The 24,311-nt window shown below is 62.7% G+C and carries 20 protein-coding genes; 10 read left to right on the forward strand and 10 right to left on the reverse strand.

The features are described from left to right. The first annotated feature begins 93 nt into the window (after nt 1-93). On the forward strand, nt 94-1,014 hold the full coding sequence (locus LJ738_RS10715) for an adenylate/guanylate cyclase domain-containing protein (protein WP_227786317.1): 921 nt from the start codon (nt 94-96) through the stop codon (nt 1,012-1,014). Here the strand turns inward: LJ738_RS10715 and LJ738_RS10720 are convergent. Further along, nucleotides 1,011-1,439 carry a DUF1810 domain-containing protein gene (locus LJ738_RS10720; protein ID WP_227786318.1) on the reverse strand — a complete coding sequence of 143 codons (429 nt, stop codon included), beginning with the start codon at nt 1,437-1,439 and terminating at the stop codon, nt 1,011-1,013. The two genes, LJ738_RS10715 and LJ738_RS10720, sit on opposite strands and share 4 nt — an antisense overlap. 157 nt (nt 1,440-1,596) lie before the next feature. On the opposite strand from LJ738_RS10720, the gene LJ738_RS10725 reads away from it, so the two are divergent. The 9 genes from LJ738_RS10725 to LJ738_RS10765 all read left to right on the forward strand — a co-directional run bounded on the left by LJ738_RS10725 (nt 1,597) and on the right by LJ738_RS10765 (nt 10,761). Continuing rightward, nucleotides 1,597-1,800 carry a hypothetical protein gene (locus tag LJ738_RS10725; RefSeq protein WP_227786319.1) on the forward strand — a complete coding sequence of 68 codons (204 nt, stop codon included), beginning with the start codon at nt 1,597-1,599 and terminating at the stop codon, nt 1,798-1,800. A gap of 532 nt (nt 1,801-2,332) precedes the next feature. Next, entirely contained in the window at nt 2,333-3,322 is a 990-nt protein-coding gene (locus tag LJ738_RS10730) for a sulfatase-like hydrolase/transferase (RefSeq protein ID WP_227786320.1), read from the forward strand. A 111-nt stretch (nt 3,323-3,433) separates the two neighbouring features. Further along, complete coding sequence (locus LJ738_RS10735) at nt 3,434-4,522, forward strand: hypothetical protein (protein ID WP_227786321.1); 1,089 nt, start codon at nt 3,434-3,436, stop codon at nt 4,520-4,522. 287 nt (nt 4,523-4,809) lie between these two features. Next, the gene (locus LJ738_RS10740; protein WP_227786322.1) at nt 4,810-5,232 is read left to right on the forward strand and encodes a nuclear transport factor 2 family protein; all 423 of its coding nucleotides are present in this window, start codon (nt 4,810-4,812) and stop codon (nt 5,230-5,232) included. Nucleotides 5,233-5,352: 120 nt separating this feature from the next. Continuing rightward, nucleotides 5,353-6,684: a DUF2254 domain-containing protein gene (locus tag LJ738_RS10745; protein WP_227786323.1), complete on the forward strand. Its 1,332-nt coding sequence runs from the start codon at nt 5,353-5,355 to the stop codon at nt 6,682-6,684. Between the two features lie 320 nt (nt 6,685-7,004). Beyond that, nucleotides 7,005-7,271, forward strand: coding sequence for a hypothetical protein (locus LJ738_RS10750; protein ID WP_227786324.1), 267 nt, complete (start codon nt 7,005-7,007; stop codon nt 7,269-7,271). A gap of 77 nt (nt 7,272-7,348) precedes the next feature. Next, nucleotides 7,349-8,665 carry an efflux RND transporter periplasmic adaptor subunit gene (locus LJ738_RS10755; RefSeq protein ID WP_227786325.1) on the forward strand — a complete coding sequence of 439 codons (1,317 nt, stop codon included), beginning with the start codon at nt 7,349-7,351 and terminating at the stop codon, nt 8,663-8,665. Nucleotides 8,666-8,691: 26 nt separating this feature from the next. Further along, a complete protein-coding gene (locus tag LJ738_RS10760; RefSeq protein WP_302717232.1) occupies nt 8,692-9,525 on the forward strand; it encodes an ABC transporter ATP-binding protein in 834 nt (277 codons plus the stop codon). An 18-nt stretch (nt 9,526-9,543) separates the two neighbouring features. Continuing rightward, nucleotides 9,544-10,761, forward strand: coding sequence for an ABC transporter permease (locus tag LJ738_RS10765; RefSeq protein ID WP_227786326.1), 1,218 nt, complete (start codon nt 9,544-9,546; stop codon nt 10,759-10,761). Between the two features lie 73 nt (nt 10,762-10,834). Here the strand turns inward: LJ738_RS10765 and LJ738_RS21490 are convergent, their stop codons facing one another. The 9 genes from LJ738_RS21490 to LJ738_RS10815 all read right to left on the reverse strand — a co-directional run bounded on the left by LJ738_RS21490 (nt 10,835) and on the right by LJ738_RS10815 (nt 24,042). Next, complete coding sequence (locus tag LJ738_RS21490) at nt 10,835-12,364, reverse strand: TSUP family transporter (RefSeq protein WP_317206797.1); 1,530 nt, start codon at nt 12,362-12,364, stop codon at nt 10,835-10,837. Nucleotides 12,365-12,379: 15 nt separating this feature from the next. Then, nucleotides 12,380-14,074: an NADPH-dependent assimilatory sulfite reductase hemoprotein subunit gene (locus LJ738_RS10780; RefSeq protein ID WP_227786327.1), complete on the reverse strand. Its 1,695-nt coding sequence runs from the start codon at nt 14,072-14,074 to the stop codon at nt 12,380-12,382. 46 nt (nt 14,075-14,120) lie between these two features. Continuing rightward, complete coding sequence (locus tag LJ738_RS10785; protein ID WP_227786328.1) at nt 14,121-14,885, reverse strand: DUF2490 domain-containing protein; 765 nt, start codon at nt 14,883-14,885, stop codon at nt 14,121-14,123. 7 nt (nt 14,886-14,892) lie between these two features. After that, entirely contained in the window at nt 14,893-17,790 is a 2,898-nt protein-coding gene (locus tag LJ738_RS10790; protein ID WP_227786329.1) for a TonB-dependent receptor, read from the reverse strand. A gap of 403 nt (nt 17,791-18,193) precedes the next feature. Next, nucleotides 18,194-20,005, reverse strand: a complete 1,812-nt coding sequence (locus LJ738_RS10795) for an assimilatory sulfite reductase (NADPH) flavoprotein subunit (RefSeq protein WP_227786330.1) — start codon at nt 20,003-20,005, stop codon at nt 18,194-18,196. Between the two features lie 43 nt (nt 20,006-20,048). Further along, complete coding sequence (gene cobA / locus LJ738_RS10800; RefSeq protein WP_227786331.1) at nt 20,049-20,864, reverse strand: uroporphyrinogen-III C-methyltransferase; 816 nt, start codon at nt 20,862-20,864, stop codon at nt 20,049-20,051. 19 nt (nt 20,865-20,883) lie between these two features. Continuing rightward, entirely contained in the window at nt 20,884-22,173 is a 1,290-nt protein-coding gene (locus tag LJ738_RS10805) for a sulfate adenylyltransferase subunit 1 (protein WP_227786332.1), read from the reverse strand. Between the two features lie 135 nt (nt 22,174-22,308). Further along, on the reverse strand, nt 22,309-23,220 hold the full coding sequence (gene cysD / locus LJ738_RS10810; RefSeq protein WP_227786333.1) for a sulfate adenylyltransferase subunit CysD: 912 nt from the start codon (nt 23,218-23,220) through the stop codon (nt 22,309-22,311). A gap of 63 nt (nt 23,221-23,283) precedes the next feature. Beyond that, a complete protein-coding gene (locus LJ738_RS10815) occupies nt 23,284-24,042 on the reverse strand; it encodes a phosphoadenylyl-sulfate reductase (RefSeq protein ID WP_227786334.1) in 759 nt (252 codons plus the stop codon). Nucleotides 24,043-24,311 lie beyond the last annotated feature (269 nt).

Here is a 24,311-nt window from a genome sequence, read left to right on the forward strand (position 1 = left end):
GGTGTCGTTCTTCACCATTCTTGCTCCGTAGCTACCTTGCTGCTGTGGGCTGCACGTTGCCGCTGCCGGTTGTCCTCCTATTTCATTCCCCGTATGCCATCCCTGCAGGTATTGCCCGACCATCAGACCGTTCCCATCGAGCCCGGGCAATCGATACTACAGGCCACCTTGGCCGCTGGCATACCGCACGTACACGCCTGCGGCGGCCGGGCCAGGTGCTCTACTTGCCGGGTGGTGGTCCTGCAAGGGCTGGAGAGTTGCCTGCCGCGAAACGCCGCCGAACAAGAACTGGCCGATAAGCTCCATCTGCCCGCTGAAGTTCGCCTGGCCTGCCAGACCTGCGTGCAGGGAGATGTGGAAATACGCCGGCCCGTGGTCGACGCCCTGGACCTGGCCATGGCGCGCCAGGAGCTGGAAGCGCCCGGACAGCGCCTGGGAGAGGAAAAGCAGCTGGCCATCCTCTTCACCGACATCGAGAACTACACGCCCTTCGCCGAGGCGCTGCCGCCCTACGACATCATCCACGTACTGAACCGCTACTTCCGGCTCATGAACGAGGCCATCGCCGCGCACCACGGCTACCTCGTCGATTACGTGGGCGACGGCTTGCTGGTGGTGTTCGGCCTGGAGCGCCCCGCCGAGGCCGTGGCCGACGCCCTGGCCGCCGTGCAGGCGATGTACCAGGCCCTGGACCGGCTCAACCCTTACCTTAAACAGATGTACGACCGCACCTTCCGGGTGCGCGCCGGGCTGCACTACGGGCCTGTGGTGGTGGGCCATGTAGGGGAGGGTACCTCGCGCAAGCTGGCCGCCATCGGCGACAACGTGAACATGGCCAGCCGCATCGAAAGCACCAACAAGGAGTTGGGTACCCAGTTTTTGGTGTCGGAAGCCGTGGTACAAGCCGCCGGCTCCGAATTGTTCATCCATCGCAGCTGCTCGCGCGCCCTAAAGGGCAAGTCCGGCAAGTACCAGCTCTACGAAGTGCTATTGCCCCAGGCGGCTGGAGCTTAGCGTTGGGCTAAAAGGCGCAGCGTGTTGGGGTCCTGGTGGCCCTGAAAAAACTTGTCCAGCACCTGTTGAAAGACGGGGTTGGCGTTGGGCAAGGACGCAAACAAGGTCATGGACGAGCGAAGCTTGACGTCGTCCGGGCTGCCCAGAATGCGCGTCGCATCGCTACCAGGCAGCCCGAGCAAAGCCTCGCTGATGCGCACCAGCCGCGGCCCCAGCACGGGGTGCTGCAGAAAGGCCCCAGCCTCGCTGGCCCCCGTTAAGCCATAATACTGAGCTGTTGAGCTAAAGCCCAGCCCCTGCAGCTGCGGGAAGATGTACCACATCCAGTGGCTTACTTTTTTGCCCCGCTGGATTTCCGCCAGGGCCGTGGGATAGGCAGCTTCCTGGGCGTCCAGGAAGCGTTGGAGGGAAGTGTCGTCGCTCATGAGACATCATACGAAACTTCCTGCTCAGGTGACCTGCTTCGGGTCGTTCTATCTTGCGGCAGGGCAGAAGTGCCTGTTAATCAGTTTCTGGCTGGTCTTCTAAAAAAAGCAACTTCGATTCTGTAGGTTTGCGCCTGTATTTCCCCTCTCTTTTTTTATGTTGCTTGCGATATTGTTACCCGGCATCTCGATGATTCTCAACGGCCATGTGTTGAAGGGAATTCTCTGCGGGGTGCTCCACCTCACCCTCATTGGGTGGATTCCGGCTGCCATATGGGCCGTGGCTTCGCGTGCCCAGGATTTGGCCGAGCGGCGCCATCGGGAAACGCTGGCTGTGCTGGCCGCTCAAGGCCGGCGCTAGTGCGCGGCGGCTCCTAGGTGGGGTTGGGGCTTTCAAGGGTTTGCCAATATTTTGGCAGGCGCGGCGTTCGAAAGGGCTGCGCGGCTGTGGCATGCCTGAAGTACTCCTGCACGAGAGAGGGCTTGCTCAATTAAACTGGAAGGCTATTGGAGTTAGCTGTTTGAATTAACGAAAGCAGCAAGGTAAACCCATGGGAAGCTCCTATGAATTTTGTTTTACTGATAAATAATATTATATTTATCAGAAGGCCTTGCGGTCGAGCAGAGCGGGTTCCTCACCATAGCCCCATCCCGAAGTGGCAGCTGGTCATAACATAAAATGACGTTAAGGAATTGAGCCAATAAACGGTAACCAACTGCCCCTTTATGGAAGTAGGAAAAGCAATTAAGTTGAGCTAAAACAATTATTCATTAGGGTATTGTGCTGATATTTTCCTCCAAATTTGCTTGTTAACCAGTTGTTTATAGGCCTCCGCCAATTTGAGAAGGCTGGCAATTTGGTATAGGGCTTTCTACTTAATCCGTCGAGCGCCATGGCTTTCCTTGCACCCCTCGGGCGGCGGAGCCGCTACCATGCTTCTGGCCCCGTTGGGCCTGGGCTTGGGCTCTGGCTCTTTTGCTGGCTGCTGCTCCTGCTCGTGGGCTTTGCGCCCCCCAAAAAGCGCATTCGCACCAAAAACGTCATCATTGTGGTCATCGACGGGCCCCGGTATTCCGAAACCTGGGGCAACACGCCGGGCTTGATTCCCAATATGTCCACCAAGCTGAAGCCCCGGGGCGTGTTCTTTTCCAGCTTTTACAACAACGCCTTCACGTATACCAACTCCGGGCACACGGCCATCACCACGGGCGTCAACCAGCCCATCGACAATTTCGACCAGGAGCTACCCGCCAATCCTTCCATTTTCCAGCTGTGGCGCAAAGCCACCGGCAAGCCCGCCACCGCCGCCTGGCTCATCACGAGCAAAGACAAGCTGCACATCCTGGCCAATACCCTGAACCCGGAGTGGAAGGACCAATACCCGCCCTCCATCGATTGCGGAGTGAGCGGCCCCGGCACCGGCTACCGCGCCGATTCCCTGACCCTGGTGGCGGCTAAACGGATTCTGACCCAATACCAGCCCAACCTGGTGCTCATCAGTTTTATGGAGCCCGATGGCTTTGCCCATGCCGGCAACTGGCCCAACTACCTGCGGGGCATATCGCGCGACGACCGGTACATCATGCAGCTGTATGATTTCCTGCGCAAGAACAAAGCCTACCGAAACAACACGACGCTGCTCATCACCAATGACCACGGCCGGCACCTCGACGGCGTGGCCACCGGCTGGATAGACCACGGCGACGCCTGCGAAGGGTGCCGGCACATTAGCCTATTGGCGCTGGGGCCGGATTTCAAAAAAGGCCGCACCATCACCGAGCCCTTTAACCTGGTCGATGTACCTTCCACGGTGGCGTATTTGCTTGGACTTCCCTTTCCCCAAGGCCAGGGAAAGGTGATTGAGAGCTTGCTGAAACGTTGATAATCGGTTATGTTTTAAATGCTTTAGCTCAACGGGCTAGGCCGTTCCTACCCGTTCATCGGTTCACGAAGCACGCTGCTCTTCGCGGCTGCTTTTAGTGGTGATGTTGCTGTGATACCCCAGCTTCTATCGGTTCTGGCAAGCCTGAGCCTGCTGCTTTACCAGCCGCCCGCGGCACCGGCCGGCTGTCGGGAGCTGGTGTGCGCCTACTCGCCCGACAACCCTTTTTTTGCCCGGGACGAGGTCGTTGAGCTAACGCTCGACCTGCCGCTGGACGCAGTGCTTAATGACCGGGGTGCTACTACGGGGCTCCACTCGGCCGTCCTTTCCTACCGGGATGCTACGGCGGGCCCCAAAACCCTGTCCGTGCAGGTAAAGGTGCGGGGAAACCGGCGCAAAGACCCCACGGTGTGCGGATTTCCGCCGCTGCTGGTAAAATTCCCACCGGAGGCCACGACGAGCCACATTTTCGGACCGGTAGGGGAGCTGAAGCTCATCACGCATTGCCTCTCCGATACGTACACGCTGCGGGAATACCTGGTGTACAAGCTCTACAACACCCTCACGGACATCAGCTTTCGCACTCGGCTGTGCCTCATCACCTATCGGGATAGCCGGGGCCGGCGCAGCGCCATGGTGCACTACGCCTTCTTTCTGGAGAATGCCGACGCCCTGGCCCGGCGCAACCAGGCCACGGAAGTGCCGAAACGGCTTTTTATCGGCATGGAAAACATGAACCAGACGGCCATGGCCACGATGGCCGTGTTCCAATACATGATAGGCAACACGGATTGGTCGGTGCCTTACCGGCACAACATCCGGCTGCTGACGCAGAACGTGCAGAATCCGCCCGTGCCGGTGCCCTACGACTTCGATTACAGTGGCCTGGTGATGGCCCCATACGCCGTCCCGCCCGAGCAACTCGGCATCACGTCGGTCCGGCAGCGGCTTTTCCGGGGCTACGACTTCCCGCCGCAGACCTACGCTCTGGTTCGGGACCTGTTCAATTCCCGGCGCGCGGCCATGTACAACGTCTACTTGGCGTGTCCTTACCTCAGCCTGGAGGAGAAAGAGTTTGCCACTCGCTACCTGGACGGTTTTTTTAAAACGCTGAATGACCCCAAGGACTTCGAGCGCCACATCGTGCGCGCCGGTCTCCTAAATCAACGGAAGTACACCAACGTCCGAGGGTTTGACTAAGTACAGATGCTTCGTCCTTGGGGCGCTGAATAGTTGGGCTAATTCCAGAAAATTGAGCTGGAGCCAGTGCTTGTCCGCGAGAAGACCAGGGCCGGTAAACCGACAATGATTCGCTCAAACATTAACCGGAAATCAGCAAAAATTCGGTAAATTAAAGAAGCGGTACACATAGCTGAACGCTAGCCGTTTATGCCGATATGGCCGCTGAAAATATCTGTTGCCGATGGGGTTGCGGGAATAGATGGCGAGCGTGTGACAACCCTTCACCAATTCTCATTTCTACGGCCATGAACGAGCAGCAAAACATCCAGAGAGTTCAGGAAGGATATGACCTTTTTAGGAAAGGCGATATCCAGAATTTGATGAAGCTGTATACCGAGGACATTGAATTTATTATTCCTGGCCCGGCGCAGGACGTGCCGTATGCCGGCATCTACCGCGGGCAGGAACAGGTGCAGTCTTTTTTTGCCAAGCTGCACGAGGCCATAGACTTCGAACGTTTCGAAACCGTGGAATGCATCGCCCAAGGCGAAGCCGTAGTGGCCCTGGGCTACGCCAAAGGGAAGGCCCGGACCACCGGGCAAACCAGCGAGGAGGAATGGGCCCACGTGTTTCGGATGCGCGACGGCAAAGTAGAGCGCTTCCAGGTGTACACCGATACGGCCGCGGTGGCGCAGGCCTTCCAGCGCCGCAGCCAAATGGCGATGTAAGCCTAGGCGCCCGCTGCTGCCACGCCGGCAAAATGCTATATTCAGGGCCTCGGCAGCCGCCCGCCTTCCCAAAGTCGTCGGGAAGGCGGGCCGGCTCGTTCCTTAACGCCCTCTTACGGCATGAAACTCCGACTCCTCCAGCAGTGGCAGCTGCTCCGCGAATCGCTCTGGTTTGTGCCCGGCCTGATGGTGCTCGCGGCCATTGCCGCCGCCTTCGGGCTGGTGCGCTACGATGCGCAAACCACTGTGCAGGGCACCAAGCACTTCCCGCTGCTATTCGGCATCGGCGCCGATGCCTCGCGGGGGATGCTCACGGCCATTGCGGGGTCGATGCTGACGGTGGCCACGCTGGCGTTTTCCGTGACGCTGGCCGCGTTCTCGCAAATCAGTACCCAGTACTCCCCGCGGGTGTTGCGCAACTTCATGCGCGACCAGGTCAACCAGGTCATCATGGGGTACTTCGTGGGCGTATTTGCCTACTGCCTCGCGGTGCTCGGCACCATCCGCGGGCCCGAAGAGGGCAAGTTTGTGCCGTCGTCGGCGGTGCTGGCCGGGTTGCTGCTGGCCATGGGCGGGGTGGCCGCGCTGGTGTTTTTCATTCACCACATTGCGGAATCTCTGCAGACGGGCACGCTGGTGCGCAACATTGCCCTGGAAACGCTCGAGGCCGTGGAGGACTTGTTTCCCAGCCACTTTGGCGAGGCCGTGGCCGATGAGCGCCAGGTGGCCACGGCCAAGCAGCTGCTGCGCGAGCAGGCGGGCTGGCACCCGTTGCCTGCCACCGCCTGCGGGTATCTGCAGCGCATCGATACCGTTGGGCTGCTGCATTGGGCCATTCGGCACCGCGCGGTGCTGCGCATCAACTTCCCCATGGGCGCGTTTGTGGGCGAGGGCCAGCCGCTGTTCAGCGTGCGGCAAGGGCAGGACGCGCCCGGCGAGCCCCGCGCCGAATGGCCCGCCCACCTGATGGATTACGTGAGCATCGGCCGCCACCGCAACATCGAGCAGGACATCGGCTTTGGCATTCAGCAGCTCGTCGACATCGCCCTCAAAGCCCTCTCCATCGGTATTAATGACACGACCACGGCCATCATGGCCGTCGATTACCTAGGCGAAATCTGCGGCCGCCTGGCGCGGCGGGAGTTCCCGGCGCCCTGGCGGGGAGCAGGCCAGCACCTGCGCGTGTTGGTGAATATTCCCACGTTTGAGGACTATATCCGCCTGTCGTTTAACTTGGTGCGGCTCAATGCCCAGAACAACCCGGCCGTATTACGGCGCATGCTGCGAGCCCTGGCCCTGGCCGGCGAGCAAGTGCTGCTGCCCGAACGCAAAGCCGTGCTGCGCGAACAGGCAGCCCTGGTGCTGGCCAGCGCGGAGGCCAACATTCCCAACGACTATGAGAAGCATCAGGTGGAGGCGCTTTACGAAGAACTGCACAGTGTGTGGCAGTAGGGTTTAATGCTGCTCTTTAGCTCAATTCCGCGGGCTCGTGCATTCTTGGCTACAAGTGGTCAGCACCTCGTGTAGCTGAAGGACCATCCGCAGGGCATCGGCTAGTACCATCAGCTCATACAAGTGAGAAGTAGGGGTGGAGAGTTGACAAAGCTATTGTCACACCAAGTCGCTCCTGGGCGCTTTCCATGACTTAAATCGGCATTGGCTCTGATTTTTATCATTCTTCAGCCCAAGGCTCGCTGCTATTTTTAAGTAGTGCGCTTTGGCGTAGCGAAGGCTGCCCATTGCACGGTCCATTTATCACACCTAATGACTCCATGGCTTTGAAAAAATCTGAGCGTCGATTACAGGCCAGGCTTTTCAAGAGCCTGCCTGCGGACCTGAGCGAACTAGACAAAAAGTACGCGAGGGAAATCAGCAAGCCGATGGTCCGCCTGGCCGGGGAGCTGACCAAACGGTTGTATCGGCTTCTGGAAAAGGACCGCAAAAAGCAAACCCGGAAATCCTCGAAAGCCGCCATTGGTCTCCTGGCTAGACGATTTCGACAATTGGTAAATGTATGTGATTTTAAGATGGTTGGATAAGTCAGCAAGCCAATCAAAGACTGCATCGTGGACGCTCCGTCGTCGGCGTCATTGGTGTACCGAAGTTCTGAACGCCCATGTCCGCACCTGCCTTTCATTCGCAGCTGGTAAAGACTCCGCCTGCTGCGGCGCCCGATACGCCCACGCCCCTTGTGGCGCCTAATGAAGGCACTTCCACAGTAGAAGAGCAGCCTAAGCAGCCGGGCCGCACCAGGCTATGGCTGTGGCTGGCACTGATTGTCGCCGTGGGGGCGGGAGTGTATTTCTGGCTGCGCCCGCGGCCAACCACCTGGAAGTGGTACACCACGCCGGTGGCTGTAGCGCCCCTGGAAAAAACCGTAACTGCCACCGGACCGGTTACGGCGGTGCGCACGGTAGCAGTAGGCACGCAGGTATCGGGGGTGATTTCGGCGATTTATGTGGATTACAATTCGCCCGTGCGCAAGGGCCAGGTGATAGCCGAGCTGGACAAAACCAGCCTGCGCGCGGCGCTGAACGATGCCACTGCCAATCTGCAAAAAGCCACAGTGCAGGCCCGCCAGAGCCAGCGCGATTTTGCCCGGTCCCGGGCGCTGTATGCCAAGAGCTATATCGCCCGCTCCGAATTCGAAACGGCCCGAAACACCTACCTGACTGCCCTTGCCAATCAGCGTTCGGCGCAGACGCAGCGGGACCGGGCGCGCATCAACCTGGGCTATGCTACCATCACGGCCCCCATCTCGGGGGTGGTGGTCAACCGGCAGGTAGACGTGGGCCAGACGGTGGCCGCCAGCTTCAACACCCCGACGCTGTTCACCATTGCCAACGACCTGACCCGAATGCAAGTGGAAGCCGCCGTGGACGAGGCCGATATCGGGCAAGTTAAAATTGGGCAGCCGGTGCGTTTCACCGTTGATGCCTATCCCGGGCGCACGTTCCGGGGCGTGGTGCGGCAGGTGCGGCTGCAGCCCAGCATCATTCAAAGCGTGGTCACCTACACCGTCATCATCGGCGTGGCCAACCCGGACCGGGCCCTGCTGCCGGGCATGACCGCCAACCTCACCATTGCCACCGCGCGGCACCCGGCGGCGCCCACCGTGCCAGCCGGCGCTCTCAGCTTCACCCCGCCCACCGAATACCTGAGCAAGACAGCCCAACCCGCGCCCGCCGGCAAAGCCAGGCAAAGGGGCGAGGCCACGGTGTGGGTGCAGGAAGGCACAGCGTTGCGGCCCGTGCATGTGCGCGTGGGCGCATCCGACGGGCTGCGAACGCAGGTGGAAGGCCCGCTGCGGGCCGGCCAGCTGGTAGCCACCGGCCAGGACCTGGGCACGCCCAAGCCCCGCTCGGGTAGTCTGGTGCCGGCATTTCCGGGCGGGCCGGGTGGCCCCGGTGGTCGCCGCGGCCCGGGTATGTAAGCGCGCCCAATTTTCAGCCCAGCACCATGACCCCCGCCGCGCCATCCTTCCAAGCGCCTTTGCCAGCCGATGCGAAGGCCGGAGCGCCAACTCCCAACGGCCAGCCCAAGCCGAGCGGCAGCCCGCTGGTGCGCCTGCGCGGCCTCACCAAAACCTACCAGACCGGCGATGTGGTGGTGCGCGCCCTGCGCGGCATTGACCTGGATGTGCCCACGGGACAGCTACTGGCCATCATGGGAGCGAGCGGCTCAGGCAAAAGCACGCTGATGAACATAATGGGCTGCCTGGATGTGCCCACCAGCGGGCAGTACTGGCTCAACGGGCAGGCTGTGGGCAAATTGAGCCGCGACGAGCTGGCCGGCCTGCGCAACCGCGAGCTGGGGTTCGTGTTTCAGGGCTACAACCTGCTGCCTGGTACATCTGCCTACGACAACGTGGAGCTGCCCCTGCTCTACGCCGGTAGAATGGCCACGCCCGAGCGCCAGCAGCGGGTGCGCGCCGCTCTGGCCGCCGTGGGGCTGGCCGGCCGCGAAGCCGCACTGCCGCACCAGCTTTCGGGCGGGCAGCAGCAGCGCGTGGCCATTGCCCGCGCCCTCATCAACGACCCGGTGCTGATTCTGGCCGACGAGCCCACCGGCAACCTGGACACCCGCACCAGCGTGGAGGTGATGGCCATCTTGCAGCGGCTCAACGCCGAGCGCGGCATTACGGTGGTGCTCGTGACCCACGAAAAAGACATCGCGGGCTTTGCCGACCGCACCATTGTGTTCCGCGACGGCCGGATTGTGACCGATGCGCCAGTGCCCGATAAGCAAATTGCCACCGAGGTGCTGGCCCACCTGCCTCCCGTGGAGCCCTAACGTATTCGCCGCCCCGCCATGCGCCTGCTCGACCTACTGAAAATCACCGCCCGCTCGCTGCGCAAGAACAAGCTGCGCTCCTTTCTCACCACGCTGGGCGTCATTATTGGCGTGGGCGCGGTCATCGCCATGCTGGCCATTGGCAATGGCACGCGCCAGAGCATTCAGGAGCAGATTTCCAGCCTGGGCACTAACGTTATCACCGTCACGCCCGATGCTTTTGCCCAGGGTGGGGTGCGGCAGGAGGCGGGCTCCATCGCCACCCTCACCCAGGCCGATGCCGACGCGCTGGCTGGGGCCAGCCCGGCCGTGCGGTACGTGTCGCCGGCCGTGCGCGCCACCGTGCAGGCGCTGGCCGCCGGCCGCAACTGGCGCACCAATGTCTTTGGCGCCTACCCGGCGTATTTCAACATCCGCGTCTTGGCTCTGCAGGCCGGCACCCGCTACACCGAGCGCGACGAGCGAGTGGCCGCCAAAGTGTGCGTGGTGGGGGCCACGGTGGCTCGGGCGCTGTTTGGTACTACCGACGTGGTGGGCCAGCACCTGCGCCTGGGCCGTATTCCCTTTCTGATAATCGGGGTGCTGGCCGAGCGGGGCCAGAGCAGCACCGGGCAAGACCAGGACGACCTGATTCTGGCCCCGTTTGCCACGGTGCAAAAGCGCATCCTGGCCGGCACCTTCATCCGGCAGATTTTCCTTTCGGCCCAGAGCGAGGCCCGCATTCCCGAAGCCGCGGCCAGCGTCAGTGCCATGCTGCGCGAGCGCCACCGCCTGGCGCCGGGCGTCGCCAACGACTTCACGGTGCGCACCCAGGCCGATATTGGCGCCACGGCCACCACCACCAGCCGCTCCCTCACCGTGCTGCTGGCCAGCGTGGCCAGCATTTCGCTGCTGGTGGGCGGCATTGGCATCATGAACATCATGCTCGTGTCGGTCACGGAGCGGACCCGCGAAATCGGCATCCGGCTGGCCATTGGGGCCCGCAGCCGCGACGTGCTGCGGCAGTTTCTGTTCGAGGCCGTGGTGCTGAGCATCGCCGGCGGCTTGCTGGGCATTGGTCTGGGGCTGGGCCTGGCCCAGTTGGCCGGCCGCGCGCTGAATTTGACTACTACGGTATCCTTCCCTTCGGTGGCACTGGCCTTTTTGTTCAGCTCAGTGGTTGGCGTGTTTTTCGGCTGGTACCCGGCGCGCAAGGCCGCCCGGCTCAACCCAATAGATGCCTTGCACTATGAATAGCCAGGGGTGAACAGGGTAATTAAAATCTAGCCCAATGCCGGCTCAAGCTGGAAATTGGGCTGATTAAGAACGCCTAAAAAAGCTTGCGCAAGGCCCAGAGGCTCCAGCAGATAACCATCAGGCCCACGCCCAGGAACATCCAGCGGGTGGGGATTCGCCCGGCTAGTTTGGCGGCCAAGGGCGCGGCGGCTACGCCGCCGACAATCAGGCCGGCCACAATCTGCCAGTGCGAGATGCCGATGAGGGTGAAGAAGGTAAAGGCACTGGCGAAGGTGACAAAGAACTCGACCAAACTCACCGTGCCGATGACGTACTGCGGCGTGCGGCCGTTGGCAATAAGCGTGCTCGTGACCAGCGGCCCCCAGCCGCCCCCTCCAAACGAATCGAGAAATCCGCCGGCCCCGGCCAGCCAGCCGGCGTGCTTCACTTTGCGCCGCTTCTGCTGATGCGTGCGCAGCGCCTTGCTCAGAATCCGAATGCCCAGTATCAGAAGGTACGCGGCTAGCAGGGGCTTAATCCAGGCGGCGTACTGCTCGCCAAAGTGGGCCAGCAGCAAAGCCCCGCCGATGGAGCCGGCCACGCCGGGCAGCAGCAAGACCCGAAACAGACGCTTGTTGACGTTGCCAAACCGGTAGTGCTGGTAGCCCGAAGCGCCGGAGGCGAACATCTCGGCCGTGTGGATGCTGGCACTCACCGCCACCGGGCTCAGCCCCAAAGATATTAGGCTGATGGCCGACACCACGCCGTAGCCCATGCCCAAAAGCCCATCGATGAGCTGGGCCACAAAGCCCACGGCTACAAAGGCGTAGAACGTACCCGAACCCTTGAGCAGCGCCACCGCCTGCCCCAGGGTGAAATAGTAGGAGAGGATGTTGAGCAGAATAAAGAGCGCAAACGTGACCAGTGCCCCCGTGGCAATGCGCCGCCAGTAGGCCGTGGCCGGCGACTCATAGCGCGGCCCATAAGCCAGCTCGGCCGTAACGGCGTTCAGGGACTTGATTTTTTGGCCAAAGTCGCCCGTGAGCCGGGTCCGGATGACGGTCATGTTCTGTAACAGGGAGTGGAGCTCACCGGGCAGGGCTTCTTCCAGCACGGCCCGCAGGCGCTTGGCCACGGTGGGCGACTTGCCATTGGTAGAAATGGCTACTTTCAAATCCCCCTTTTGCACCACCGACGAGAGGTAGAAGTCGCATTCCTCCGGCGTGTCGGCCACGTTGGTGAGAATGCGGCGGGCGGCGGTGGCGGCTTTGATGTGGCGATTGAGGGCTGGGTTGTCGGTAGCCACAAACACGAAGTCCTGGTCGTCGAGGTCGTCCTCGTCGTAGGGCCGGGCGTGGAGCTGCACCCGCGGGTGCCGGTCGGCCAGCTCCCGCAGCGCGGGCAGGATGCGCGGGGCCACCACCGTCACGGCCGTGGCCGGGCTGTTGCGCAGAATAGCCGAGAGCTTCTCCAGGCCCACGTTGCCGCCGCCCACCAGCAGCACCCGGAACTGCTCCAGCTTCAGGAACACCGGAAACAGGGCGTTGGATGTGGGAGGCGCCGCGGGGGCGGACTTTAACTCGGGGAGGACGGCAGCAGAAGCGGCGATGGGGTCAACGGCCATAGAATTTTAGGAAAATCAGGCGTGAAAGTTCTGGCCGTGGGTGGTGGCGGCCACGTAGCCCTGGCGCACCACAAAGTCGCCAAAGGCCTCCTGCGGCTCGCGCTGGGCGGCGTAGGCGGCCAGCAGGGGCGTGAGCTCGCGCAGGATGCCGTCCTCGTCCAGCATTTCGCGGTAGAGCTTGTTGAGCCGTTCGCCGGTGTGGTTGGCACCGAGGTACAGGTTGTAGCGGCCGATGGCGCGGCCCACCAGCCCAATTTCGCCCAGGTAAGGCCGGGCACAGCCGTTGGGGCAGCCCGTCATCCGGACCAGAATCCCTGCATCGGCCAGGCCGTGGGCCCGGATGACGACGTCGAGCTTGTCGAGTAGCTGCGGCAGGTACCGCTCGGCCTCGGCGAAGGCCTGCGAGCAGGTGTTCAGGGCCACGCAGGCCAGCGCGTTCTGGCGTAGCGCGGTTTGGCGCACGGTGCCGGGCCAGATGCCATGCGCTTCCAGCACTGCCTGGATGCGGGGGCGGTGCGCCGGCTCAATATTGGCCAAAATCACGTTCTGGTTGCCGGTGAGGCGGAACTCGCCGGTGTGGAAGCCGGCTATTTCGCGCAGCGCGGTTTTGAGGGTGTAGCCCGGGCGGTCCAGCACCCGCCCGCCTTCGACGAACAGGGTGAGGTGCGAAAGCCCAGTAGCATCGCCCGACCAGCCAAAGGCATCGGCCGAGGTCTGGAAGCGGTAGGGCCGCGCCGGGGCCAGGGCGTAGCCCAGGCGCTGGTGCAGCTCGGCCTGGAACGCGGGCAGCCCCACCCGGTCGATGGTGTACTTGAGGCGCGAGAGCTTGCGGTTTTCGCGGTTGCCCCAGTCGCGCTGGATGGTCACCACTTTCTCGCACAGGTCCACCACGTCGGCGGCGGGCACAAAGCCGATGAGGTCGGCCAGGCGCGGGTAGGTTTCGGGCAGGCCGAAGGTCATCCCCAGACCGCCGCCCACGGCCACGTTGTAGCCCAGGAGGCGGCCGTTTTCCTCGATGGCAATCAGCCCAATGTCGTTGGAAAAGATGTCGGCGTCGTTGTAGGGCGGCACCGCCAGCGCGATTTTGAACTTGCGCGGCAGGTAGGTTTTGCCGTAAATGGGTTCGTCGTCCACCACCTCGGCCGTGGGCTGCTGCTCGCCGTTCAGCCACAACTCCCAGTAGGCCGTGGTGCGCGGTGTAAGGTGCGCGCTGATGGCCACGGCGGCCGCGTACACCTCGGCGTGCACCGCCGACTCGTGCGGGTTGGTGTTGCACATCACGTTGCGGTTCACGTCGCCGCAGCCCGCAATGCTGTCCATCAGCACCTCATTAAAGCCCTGAAAGGTGGGCCGCAGGTGGCGCTTGAGCACGCCGTGGAGCTGAAACGTCTGGCGGGTGGTGAGCTTGAGCGTGCCGTTGGCGTAGGCATCGGCCAGGGCATCCAGCCGCTGCCACTGCGCGGGCGAGGCCACACCGCCCGGCACCCGCACCCGAATCATGAAGGAGTAGAGCGGCTCCAGCTTCTGCAGCTTGCGCTCGGAGTCCAGGTCGCGGTCAGTTTGCTGGTAGGAGCCGTGGAACTTGATGAGGTGGGTGTCGTCGTGGTTCAGCGCGCCGGTGACGCGGTTGCCCAGGCTCTCGACGATGCTGCCGCGCAGGTAATTGCTGGCATCTTTTACGATTTCGACTTCGGATAATTTGGAAGACATAGGGTTAGGCTCTAAGCTTAGTTAAATGGCCGGGACGCAGCGCGGGCTATTGCGGGGTGGGAACGGGGGCAGCGCTGGGCCGCAAATCGAAATTGTGGAAATAGAAAAGCCGGAGGCTGTGCTGGTTGCGGTAGACGTTGCCGGCCGGCAATTGCTGGAACAGGTGCATGTAGCCCCCTTGCAATTGGCCGTGCTTGCTCACTTGGTACACCAGCCCGGCAAAGAGCCGGTTCTGGTCGAAGGTGTTGTAGCGGATTTCCTCGCCGAAGTTGACCATCAGCTCGTCGTTGAGCAGAAACTGCAGTCCTCCGGGCTCGAAGGCATCCTTCGTGATGGGCAGAAAAAGCGCGGCGTTGTAGCGGGTGCGGTAGTTGAAATTGAAATCGGAGCCCAGGTCCTCGTTGTTCACCACCTGCTGCCGGAACCGCTCTTCCAGCCGCACCCACTGCATCAGCCTGGCCTTGGGGAAGCGCGTAAACCACTGCACCTGCTGCCAGGGCCGGTGCTCGGGCTGGCCAATGGTGCGCGCGCCTTCCGGGAAGTGGTGCACGTAGGCGTAGCCGGCCGTCAGGCGCACCTCATCGGTGAGGTAGTAGGTGAGGCCCACCCGCGCCACGCCCTGAAACAGGCGGTTCACGAAATGCTCGTGCAGGCGCAGGTGCAAATCCGTCCAGGTGCCCCAGCGCGGCGAAAAGCGGGTTTGGTTGAACACACCCAGCCACAGCTGCTGCTCCTGCACGTACTGCTTCTGGGCCCGCGCCGGCAGCGCCGCGAGCCCCAATAAGCCCAGTAAAAGAATCGGCCGTGTCATAAGTCGCTCAGCGGATTACGGTGTTGTCAAACGTCAGGGCCACGTAATACAGCCCGCCGATGGTGGGCCCGGCCGCGTACTGGATGTAGCGGTTGTTGAGCAGGTTGGCGCCCCCAAGCTTGATGGTGCTTTTGAGGGCGGGCACGCGCAGATTCACCTGGGCATCCACGGTATGGTAGGCGGGCACCTGGCCGTTGGCCAGCGGGCTTTCCCAGTAGAAGGTGCTCTGGTGGCGCCACACCACGTTGAAGCCCAGGTTGCGCACGATTTCGCGGTTGCCGAAGCTCACGTTGGTGGCCCATTTTGGGGTGTTGAAGCCAGTGACGAAAATGTCGGACTGGCTATTGGCCGAGATGTTGTTGTAGCCCACGTTGCCGCCGAGGGTGAATTTCTGGTAGAAATTGTAGGTCAGGCCCAGCGTGGAGCCGTAGCTTTTGTACTTGTTCAGGGCGTTGGTATACACGCGGTAGCGGTCCTGGCGGGCGGCGCGGTTGCTGTTCAGGGCGGCCAGCACGGCATCATCGGAGCCCACGGCTACTTGCTGGCCGGCGGCGTTTTTCGGCACGCTCACTTCCACCTGGCCCAGGAAGCCGGAGTACACGTTGTAGTAGGCGTCGGCGTCGAGGGAGAGGCGGTTGTCGAAGAGCACGCTGCGGTAGCCCACTTCGTAAGCGTTGATTTGCTCGGGCTGCTCGGTGGGCAGGTTGCCCACGGTGAGCAGGCTGCGGATTTCGGGGCGCACGGCGGCCTGGGCGGCTGTGGCGCCGGAAGTGGCGGCCACGTAGGCATTCACGGCCGCGTTGAATTTCGTGATGGAAGCCAGCGTGTAGGAGTTGTCGAGGTAGTTTAGGCCCTCGTTCACGCGGGCCAGGCCGCCCACGCGGCGCACGTTGCCGTTGTTCACGAAGGAGAGGGCCTCAAACAGGGAGGGAAAGCGCCAGCCGTTCTGGTAAGAAGCGCGGAAATTGTGCTTCTCGGCCACGGTGTACACGGCCGCCACCCGCGGGTTGATTTTGGGCGAGAACTCGGGGTTGTAGTCGGCCCGCAGAGAGGCGGTCAGCTTCAGCCGGTCCTGCAGCAAAAGCTTGGTGGCCTGGGCAAACACGCCGGCTTTTTTGTAGTACTGGTTGGTGCCACCGGGCTGAATCCGCTCGGCCAGCGGCCGGCTGAAATCCACGAAGTTGTTGCCGTCCGGAATCACCTCGTAGAGGCGGGCATCGGCCCCAAGCAGCACATCGGCAAATTTGATGCGGTTGCCCAGGCTCCACGTCCCCTCGGTGTGGTAGGTGTGGCTGCGCTGGGTGAGGGCCGCGCCGCCGGGCACGGGCGCGCCCGGCACGTTCACGCCGCTGTCCCAGTTATTGGTGTGGGTAATCTGGTTTTTGAGGTCGTTGAAGGCGGCGGTGCCGGGCAGGGCCCGGCCCTGGTCGGCCACCACGCGGGCCTGCTGCATGGCGGCGGCCAGGGGCTGGCCGGCGGTGAGCTGACTTTGCAGCTCGGTGCGGAATTTGTTGCCCCACATGGCGTTGGAGCCGTTTTGCAGGTCCAGGTTTAGCGCCAGGGGGTTGAGGTTGTAGGAGTTGCCGGTGTCCTCAATCAGCATGTAGGCGCGGGCCGTGAAGTCCTTGCCTTTCAGCTCAACTTTGTGGTTTTGCACGGTCACACCGTCCAGCTGAATCTTGTTGCCGCGCTGAAACACCCCGTCCATCAGCCCGAAGCGGTAGCCGTAGCTCAACTCCAGGTTGTCGCGCAGCTTGTAGTGCAGGCTTGCGTCGGCCTTGAGGTTGCGCACGATGGGGTTGGTGAGGTCCCGCTCGTAGTAGCCGGTGCGGCGCACGTTGAAGGTTTCGTTGCGGCCGTTGTAGGGGATGGTGATGCTCACGTTGCCGGCATTGTCGTCGCCGTAGCGGTTCCAGAGGTCGGCGGCGGGGTTGGCGCTACCGCTCAGCTCGGGAAAGCGGGGGTTGGCCGAAGCCAGGTTTTGGGGGTTCTGGTCGGTTTGGGTGTTGGCCAGCCAGTCGGTGCCGCGCAGAAAGCTGCCGTTCACCTTGAAGGCGAAGCGGTTGTTGAAGGCCTGAGCGTAGCGGATGGCCGTTTCGGTGAGCCCGCTCGGGTTGCGGTCGGTGCCGTCCACGTGGTTTACGCCCACTTTCTGGTACACGCTCAGGCCCTGGTAGGTGAAGGGGCTTTTGGTGGTGAGGTTGGCCATGCCGTTGATGGCGTTCATGCCGTAGAGGGCTGAGGCCGCGCCGGGCGTAATTTCCACGCTGGCAATGTCCAGCTCCGTCGGCCCAATGGCGTTGCCCAGTGGCACGCCCAGCGTGGCGGCCTGCATGTCCACGCCGTCCACGAGCTGCATAAAGCGGAAGTTGTTGGGGATGTTGAAGCCCCGCGTGTTCGGCACTTTGAAAGTGAGGCTGCTGGTGGTCATCTGCACGCCCTTCACGTTTTCCAGGGCGTCGTAGAAGCTCGGCGCGGGCGTCTCCTTGATGGCCCGGATGTCGAGCTTCTCAATGGCCACCGGCGACTTGAGCCGGCTTTCCTCAACCCGCGACGCCGATACCACGACTTCGTTGGTGATGATTTCGCGGGAGTCCAGCGACACGGCAATGCGGCGGCTGCCGCGGGCAATTTCAATCTCGCGGGCCGCGTGCCCGATGGTGTTGAACACGAGCACAAATGGGTACTGCAGCTTGGCTTGCAGCTCAAATTTGCCCTCTGCGTCGGTTTGGGTGCCCATGCTGGCGCCTTTCACGCTCACACTCACGCCGGGCAGGGGTTCGTTGGTGCCTTTTTCGCGCACTTCGCCACTGATGGCAATGAGCTCAACCTGGGCAAAAGCCGCCGTGGTACTGACCAGCAGCAGGAGTAAAAACAGCCAAAGCGCGGAGTAATAGAATTTCATCTCAAGGTGATTTGGGGAAAGTTGTTGAGGGCTTTTGGTGAGGATGCGCACCGGGCCAAGACCCCGCGCTCGGGCGAAAGCAGGTTCAACAACAGCAGCTTGCAACAGTGGCGGGCAACACAATTCGGTTTGAGATGATAGTCGTTTTCATTGCTCAGAAAGAAGGTTTTTTGACAGGTATTATTTAGTCTTCATGTGGCGCTGGCTGAACCTCACCCCCTGACTCCTACACGGCCCCAGTTTGCCGCGGGAAGTAGCGCGGACTCTGTAGTCCGCGTCCCCGGCGGACACCCGAACGGCGCGTGGACGCGGACTACAGAGTCCGCGCTACAATCGTCAGGCTCCCCTCTCTTTTGGAGAGGGGCTGGGGTGAGGTTCCACTGCTCCGCGCTGCCTGCAGGTTTTAGTACACGTCCTCCAGGTAGCGGCGCTGCTTCTTCAGGTCGCGCACGTAGCTGGTGGCTTCTTCGGCCGAGAGGCCAGCTTCGCGCCGCACCACTTCGGTGAGGGCCGTTTGCACGGCTCCGCCTAAGCGCTTTTTATCGCCGCAGACGTAGAATTGGGCGCCGCCTTCGAGCCATGCAAACACCTCGCGGCTGTGCTCCAGCAGGCGGTCCTGCACGTAGATTTTTTCGGCCTGGTCGCGGGAGAAGGCCACGTCGAGCTTCGCCAAGCCGCCTTTCTGCAGGTGCCGCAGCCACTCGGCCTGGTACAGGAAGTCGGTGGTAAAGTGAGGGTTGCCAAACAGCAGCCAGTTGCGGCCGGTGGCGCCCAGCTCCACCCGCTCCTCCACAAAGGCCCGGAACGGGGCCACGCCAGTGCCCGCGCCCACCATGATAATGTCTGCAGCTGGGTTGGCGGGTAGTTTGAAGTACTCGTTGGTTTCCACGAACACCCGGGCCGTGTCGCCCACCGAAATCTGGTCGGCGAGGTACGACGAGCACACGCCGTGCTTGCGGCGGCCGTGGGCATCGTAGCGCAGCGCGCCCACCGTGAGGTGCACCTCATCGGGGTGCACCAGCAGGCTGCTGGCGATGGAGTAGGCGCGGCTGGGCAGTGGACGCAGGGTTTCGGCAAGCACCTGGGCCGTGAGCTGGTCGGTGGGGAAATCGGTGAGCAGGTCGGCCACATCGCGGCCGTATAGGTAGGGCTGCAGGCGGGAGGTATCGGCCAGCAGTGCGTGGAGCTCGGCGTGGGGCGTGAGGGCGGCGTAGCGCTCCACCACATCGCGGGTGAGGACCGTGAGCTCACGCCGGCTGGCCAGTACCGCAGCCAGCGGCCGGCTTTCGTTGCCCAGCGTCACCGAGGCCGTGTCGCTGAGGCGGGCGGCGCGCAGCACTTCTTCTACCAGGCTGTCCTCGTTCACGGGCAGCACGGCCAGGGCATCGCCGGGGGCGTAGTGCAGGCCCGAGCCGGCCAGGTTTAGCTCAATATGGTAGGTTTCTTTGGAAGAGCCACGCCCGTTGAGCTGAATGGTTTCCAGTACCCGCGCCGACCAAGGGTTGGTCCGCGTAATGGCTGGGGTAGTGAGCGCCGCTGGGCTGGCCGCCACAGTAGCATTCGCACTGACGGCAGCCGCCGGCGTGCTGGCCGTTATTTTATCCAGCGCCGCCGCAATCCAGGACGTAGCGGCATCGTGGTAATCCACGTCGCAGTCGACCCGGGCCACCAAGCGCTGCCCACCCAATTCCGCCAGTCGCTGGTCAAACTCTTTGCCCGTCTGGCAGAAGTGCAGGTAGCTTTTATCGCCCAGGGCCAGCACCGCGAATTGCAGCTTCGGCAGCTGAGGCGCGCGCGGCCCCAGCACGAAACGGTGCAGTTCCTCGGCCGCCACGGGCGGGTCACCCTCGCCGTGCGTGCTCACGATGAGCAGCAGGTTTTGCTCCTGAGCCAACTGCCGGGTGGCGTAATCGTTCAGGTCGCGCACTTCTGCCGTGAGGCCCCGGCTGCGGGCGGCCTCAGCTGCTTGCTGGGCCACCTTTTTGCCGTTGCCGGTATGCGAGCCGTACAGGATGGTGAGCTTTTCTGCCGACGGTACTAGGCCCCGGGCTGTGGCAGAGGGCGCGCCATTGGCGACGGTCGCCCCGGCGGCTTGGCCATAGAAATACCCGCTCAGCCACACCAACTGCTGGGCGTTGAGGCCGGTCGAGAGCTGGCGGAGCGCCGCTTCGTCGAAACCGGCAGGCAGGGGCAGGGTAAGAGGTAGCTGATTCATAACTATAGAGAATGCTTCGTAGAAAAAAGGCGATTGGGCTGCGTCAGGCCACTTTGGCGTAGGGCAGGAGCAAGGCCTGCAGCGCAGCCTGCCAGGCCGGCGCGACAGCCGCCGCGGCCGGGGCGGTGGCCAGCCGCACCACCTCGCCCACCACGATGATGGCCGGAGCACCCAGGCCGGCGCGCGCCGTGCGGACAGCCAGGTCGGCCACGGTACCGGTCACGAGGCGGGCGGTGGGCAGGGTACCGTTTTGAATGACGGCGGCTGGCACGTCGGCGCCGCCGTGCTGGCCGAACAGGGCCATGATGTCGGCCAGGCGGTTCAGGCCCATGAGAATGATGGTGGTGGTGCGCGGCGATTGGGCCGCTTCGGCCACGGCGCCGGATAGTTGGCCATCGGCCGTGGTGGCTGTTATTACCCGGAAGCCTTCGCTAAGCCCGCGGTGCGTGGCCGGAATGCCCAGGCAGCCCGCCGCCGCTACCGCGCTGCTGATGCCTGGAACATACTCGGTGCTGAGGCCGTGCTGCTCCGCGTAAAGCATTTCTTCTCGGCCCCTGCCAAACACAAACGGGTCCCCGCCTTTCAGCCGCACTACGTGGCCGTGGCGGTAGGCCTGCTCCACAATCAGGGCGTTGATTTCGTCCTGCGTATAGCCCGCGAACCCACGGCGCTTGCCCACAAATAGGGTGGGAGTGCCGGGCCGGGTGTGGACCAACAGGGCGTCATTGGCCAGCGCGTCGTAGAGCACCACGTCGGCCGCCGCCAGCACGTGCGCGCCCTTGAGCGTCAGCAGCTCCGGGTCGCCAGGGCCGGCGCCTACTACGGTCAGGCGCGGAATAAATAAGCTAGTAGCACGCATGGCTTGGGCTGCTTAAATGTTAGATGGAGAAGCTCGCCTCAGCCAGCACGGGCGGGGTGAAGTAGTCCCGTTCGGTGCCTTCGATGAGGCCGGCGGCCAGGGTTGCTCCGGTCTGCTCGTCGACCAGGATGAAAGCGCCGGTGGCGCGGTTCTGGCGGTAGTCGTCCACTACCAGCGGGCCCGCGGTTTTCAGCTGCACCCGCACGATGTCGTTGAGCTGGGCGGCGTCGGTGCCCACGCTTTCGAAGGTGGCCACGTTGGTTTTGTACACAATGGCTGTTACCGAGGCCTTCACCACGGCGGTGTGGTGCTGCACCAGCAGCTTGCGCCCGGCTTTGAGGGGCCGCTCGTCCATCCAGCACAAGGTGGCTTCCACTTCGCGGGTCACGGCGGGGTGGGCGTTCACCGGCACTATGGTGTCTCCGCGGCTCACGTCCACGTCGTCGCGCAGGCGCAGCACCACCGCCTGGGGGGCCGTGGCCGCGGCCACTTCGCGTTCATTTATTTCAATGGCCTCAATCTCCGTTTCCAGCCCCGACGGCCAGACGCGTACCCGGTCGCCGGGCCGGTAGGTGCCGCTCTGAATGCGGCCCGCGTAGCCGCGGTAGTCGTGCAGCTCCTCGGTCTGGGGCCGAATCACATACTGCACCTGGAAGCGCGGCTCGTTGGGGTTGGCATCGGCCGGCACGGGCACTTGCTCGAGGTGTTCGAGCAGGCTTGGGCCTTCGTACCAGCCCAACTGCCGCGAGCGCCGCACCACGTTGTCGCCATTGAGCGCGCTGAGCGGAATGGCCACCACGCTGGCGAGCTTGAGTTGCTCGGCCACAGCGTGGTAGTCTTCCACAATCTGGTTGAACACCGCTTCTTCGTGGCTCACCAAATCCATCTTGTTCACCGCGAGCACAAAGTGCTGAATGCCCAGCAAGGAGGCGATGAGCGTGTGCCGACGGGTTTGCTCAATAATGCCCTGGCGGGCATCAACCAGCACAATGGCCAGGTCGGCATTCGAGGCGCCAGTCACCATGTTGCGGGTGTACTGCACGTGGCCCGGGGCGTCGGTGATGATGAATTTGCGGCGCGGCGTGGTGAAGTACTTGTGCGCGACATCAATGGTGATGCCCTGCTCGCGCTCGGCTTTCAGGCCGTCGGTGAGGAGCGCCAAATCCACGGCTCCGCCGGCGTGGCGGCGCTTTTCCAGCGTGGCCAGCACGTCGAGCGAGACGGAGTCGCTGTCGTATAGCAGGCGGCCGATGAGCGTGCTTTTGCCGTCGTCCACGCTGCCGCAGGTGATAAATCGAAGAAGGTCCATGTATTTTGAGTTTTATCAGTTCGTCATGCTGAGCGCAGTCAAAGCATCTCTACCGCTTCGTTGAGCTAGCATTGATTACTGCTGCAGTAGAGATGCTTCGACTCCGCTCAGCATGACGTTTTTGTAATTGGTCGGCTAGAAATACCCGTTGCGCTTGCGGTCCTCCATGCCGGTTTCGGAGAGGTTGTCGTCGAGGCGGGTGGCGCCGCGCTCGCTCACTTTGGCCAACAGCAGGTCCTGGATGATGTCGTCTACCGACTCGGCGTCGCTTTCCACGGCGGCGGTGCAAGTGGAGTCGCCCACGGTTCGGAAGCGCACGCGGCGGCTCACGATTTCGTCGGTGTCGTCGAGGTTAAGGTGTTCGCTTAGGCCCAGGAGCTGGCCACTGGGCAGCACCACGCAACGGCGCTCGTGGGCGAAGTAGATGTCGGGCAGCTGGATGTTTTCGCGCTGGATGTAGTTCCACACGTCTAGCTCCGTCCAGTTGGAAATGGGGAAGACGCGCACGTTTTCGCCCTTCTGGATGCGGCCGTTGTAGATGTTCCACAGCTCCGGGCGCTGGCGGCGCGGGTCCCACTGCCCAAACTCGTCGCGCACCGAGAATATCCGCTCCTTGGCGCGGGCCTTCTCCTCGTCGCGGCGCGCCCCGCCGATGCAGGCGTCAAAGCCAAATTCCTCAATCACGTCGAGCAGCGTGTACGTCTGCAGCGGGTTGCGACTGGGGTATTTGCCGCCCGGCTCGTGCAGGCCCCGCTCCCGGATGGTGTCGGCCACCTGGCGCACAATCAGCTGCTCGCCCAGCGAGGCCGCGAGGGAATCCCGGAAGTCGATGATTTCCTCAAAATTGTGGCCCGTGTCGATGTGCACCAGCGGGAAGGGGAACCGGCCCGGGCGGAAGGCCTTTTCGGCCAGGCGGGTGAGGGCAATGGAGTCTTTGCCGCCCGAAAAGAGCAGCGCGGGGCGTTCAAACTGGCCGGCCACTTCGCGCAGAATGTGGATGGCTTCGGCCTCCAGCCGGTCCAGGTAGTCAAGCGTAATCGTATTCATGGGGCGTAAAAAGGAGGGCTCAAGCTGAGCCATTCACTGATAAATCTTGAATAGGGGAGAGTCTTAGGCCGGCAGCGGCTCCACCACGGGGTCGAGGCCCTGGTGGGGGGCGGTGGCGTGCAGGCCGCACTCTTTGGCCGCCTGGTCTTCCCACCACCAGCGCCCGGCCCGGAAGTCCTCGCCAGGCTGAATGGCACGGGTGCAGGGCGCGCAGCCGATGCTCACAAAGCCCTGCTGGTGCAGTGGGCTCACCGGAATGCTGTGTTCCTGCGCAAAGGCGCGGGCCTGCTCCCAGGTCCAGTCAAAGAGGGGGTGCACTTTGATAAGCTGGTGGGTGTCGTCCCACTCCGCCGGGTGCATCTGCTGGCGGTTGGCCGACTGCTCGGCGCGGATGCCCGTCACCCACACTTTTTGCCCCGCCAGGGCCCGCTGCAGCGGCTCCATCTTGCGGATGTAGCAGCACTCCTTGCGGTTATCTATGCTCTCGTAAAAGCTGTTGGGCCCTTTTTGGAGCACCAGGGCTTCCACGCTGCTTTGCTGCGGGGCGAAGGCCTCGATGGGCTTCTGGTACCGCAGCAGCGTCTTGTTCCAGGTCGAATACGTCTCCTGAAAATTGCGGCCCGTGTCGAGTGTAAACACGCGAATGGGCAGGTCGTGGGTGAAAATGAAGTGGGTGAGGATTTGGTCTTCGAGGCCAAATGAGGTCGAGAAGGAGGCTTGGCCGGGGAAGTGGTCGGCAATCAGCGCCAGGGTGTCCGGCACGGATTGGCCCACCAAATAGCGGCGCAGGTCGTCGACCAGCCCTGCCAGGGGGTATTCCATGATGTTTGAAGGGAGTGGCGCTTTTCAGTGAAAGCTCCGGGTGGCTAAAGAGCCGGCCTGGCAGGCGTAGCCGCAGGACATGCCCGTGCGGTTAGTCGCCAAAGCGCTTTGCAGCGGCCGGCTTCAATGAGTTGCCTCAATGGCAGCTATAGCAGGAAAGGGAGCTTCAACAACCCGCGCTGGTCCCCGCCATACACATGCCCATGCCTGGCATGCAACAACACATCGGTTGCATGGCAGCAAAAGGGAGGGGCATTAGGCGGAGGTGG

It is taken from the genome of Hymenobacter plasmatis, assembly GCF_020711255.1.
Classification (GTDB): Bacteria; Bacteroidota; Bacteroidia; order Cytophagales; family Hymenobacteraceae; genus Hymenobacter.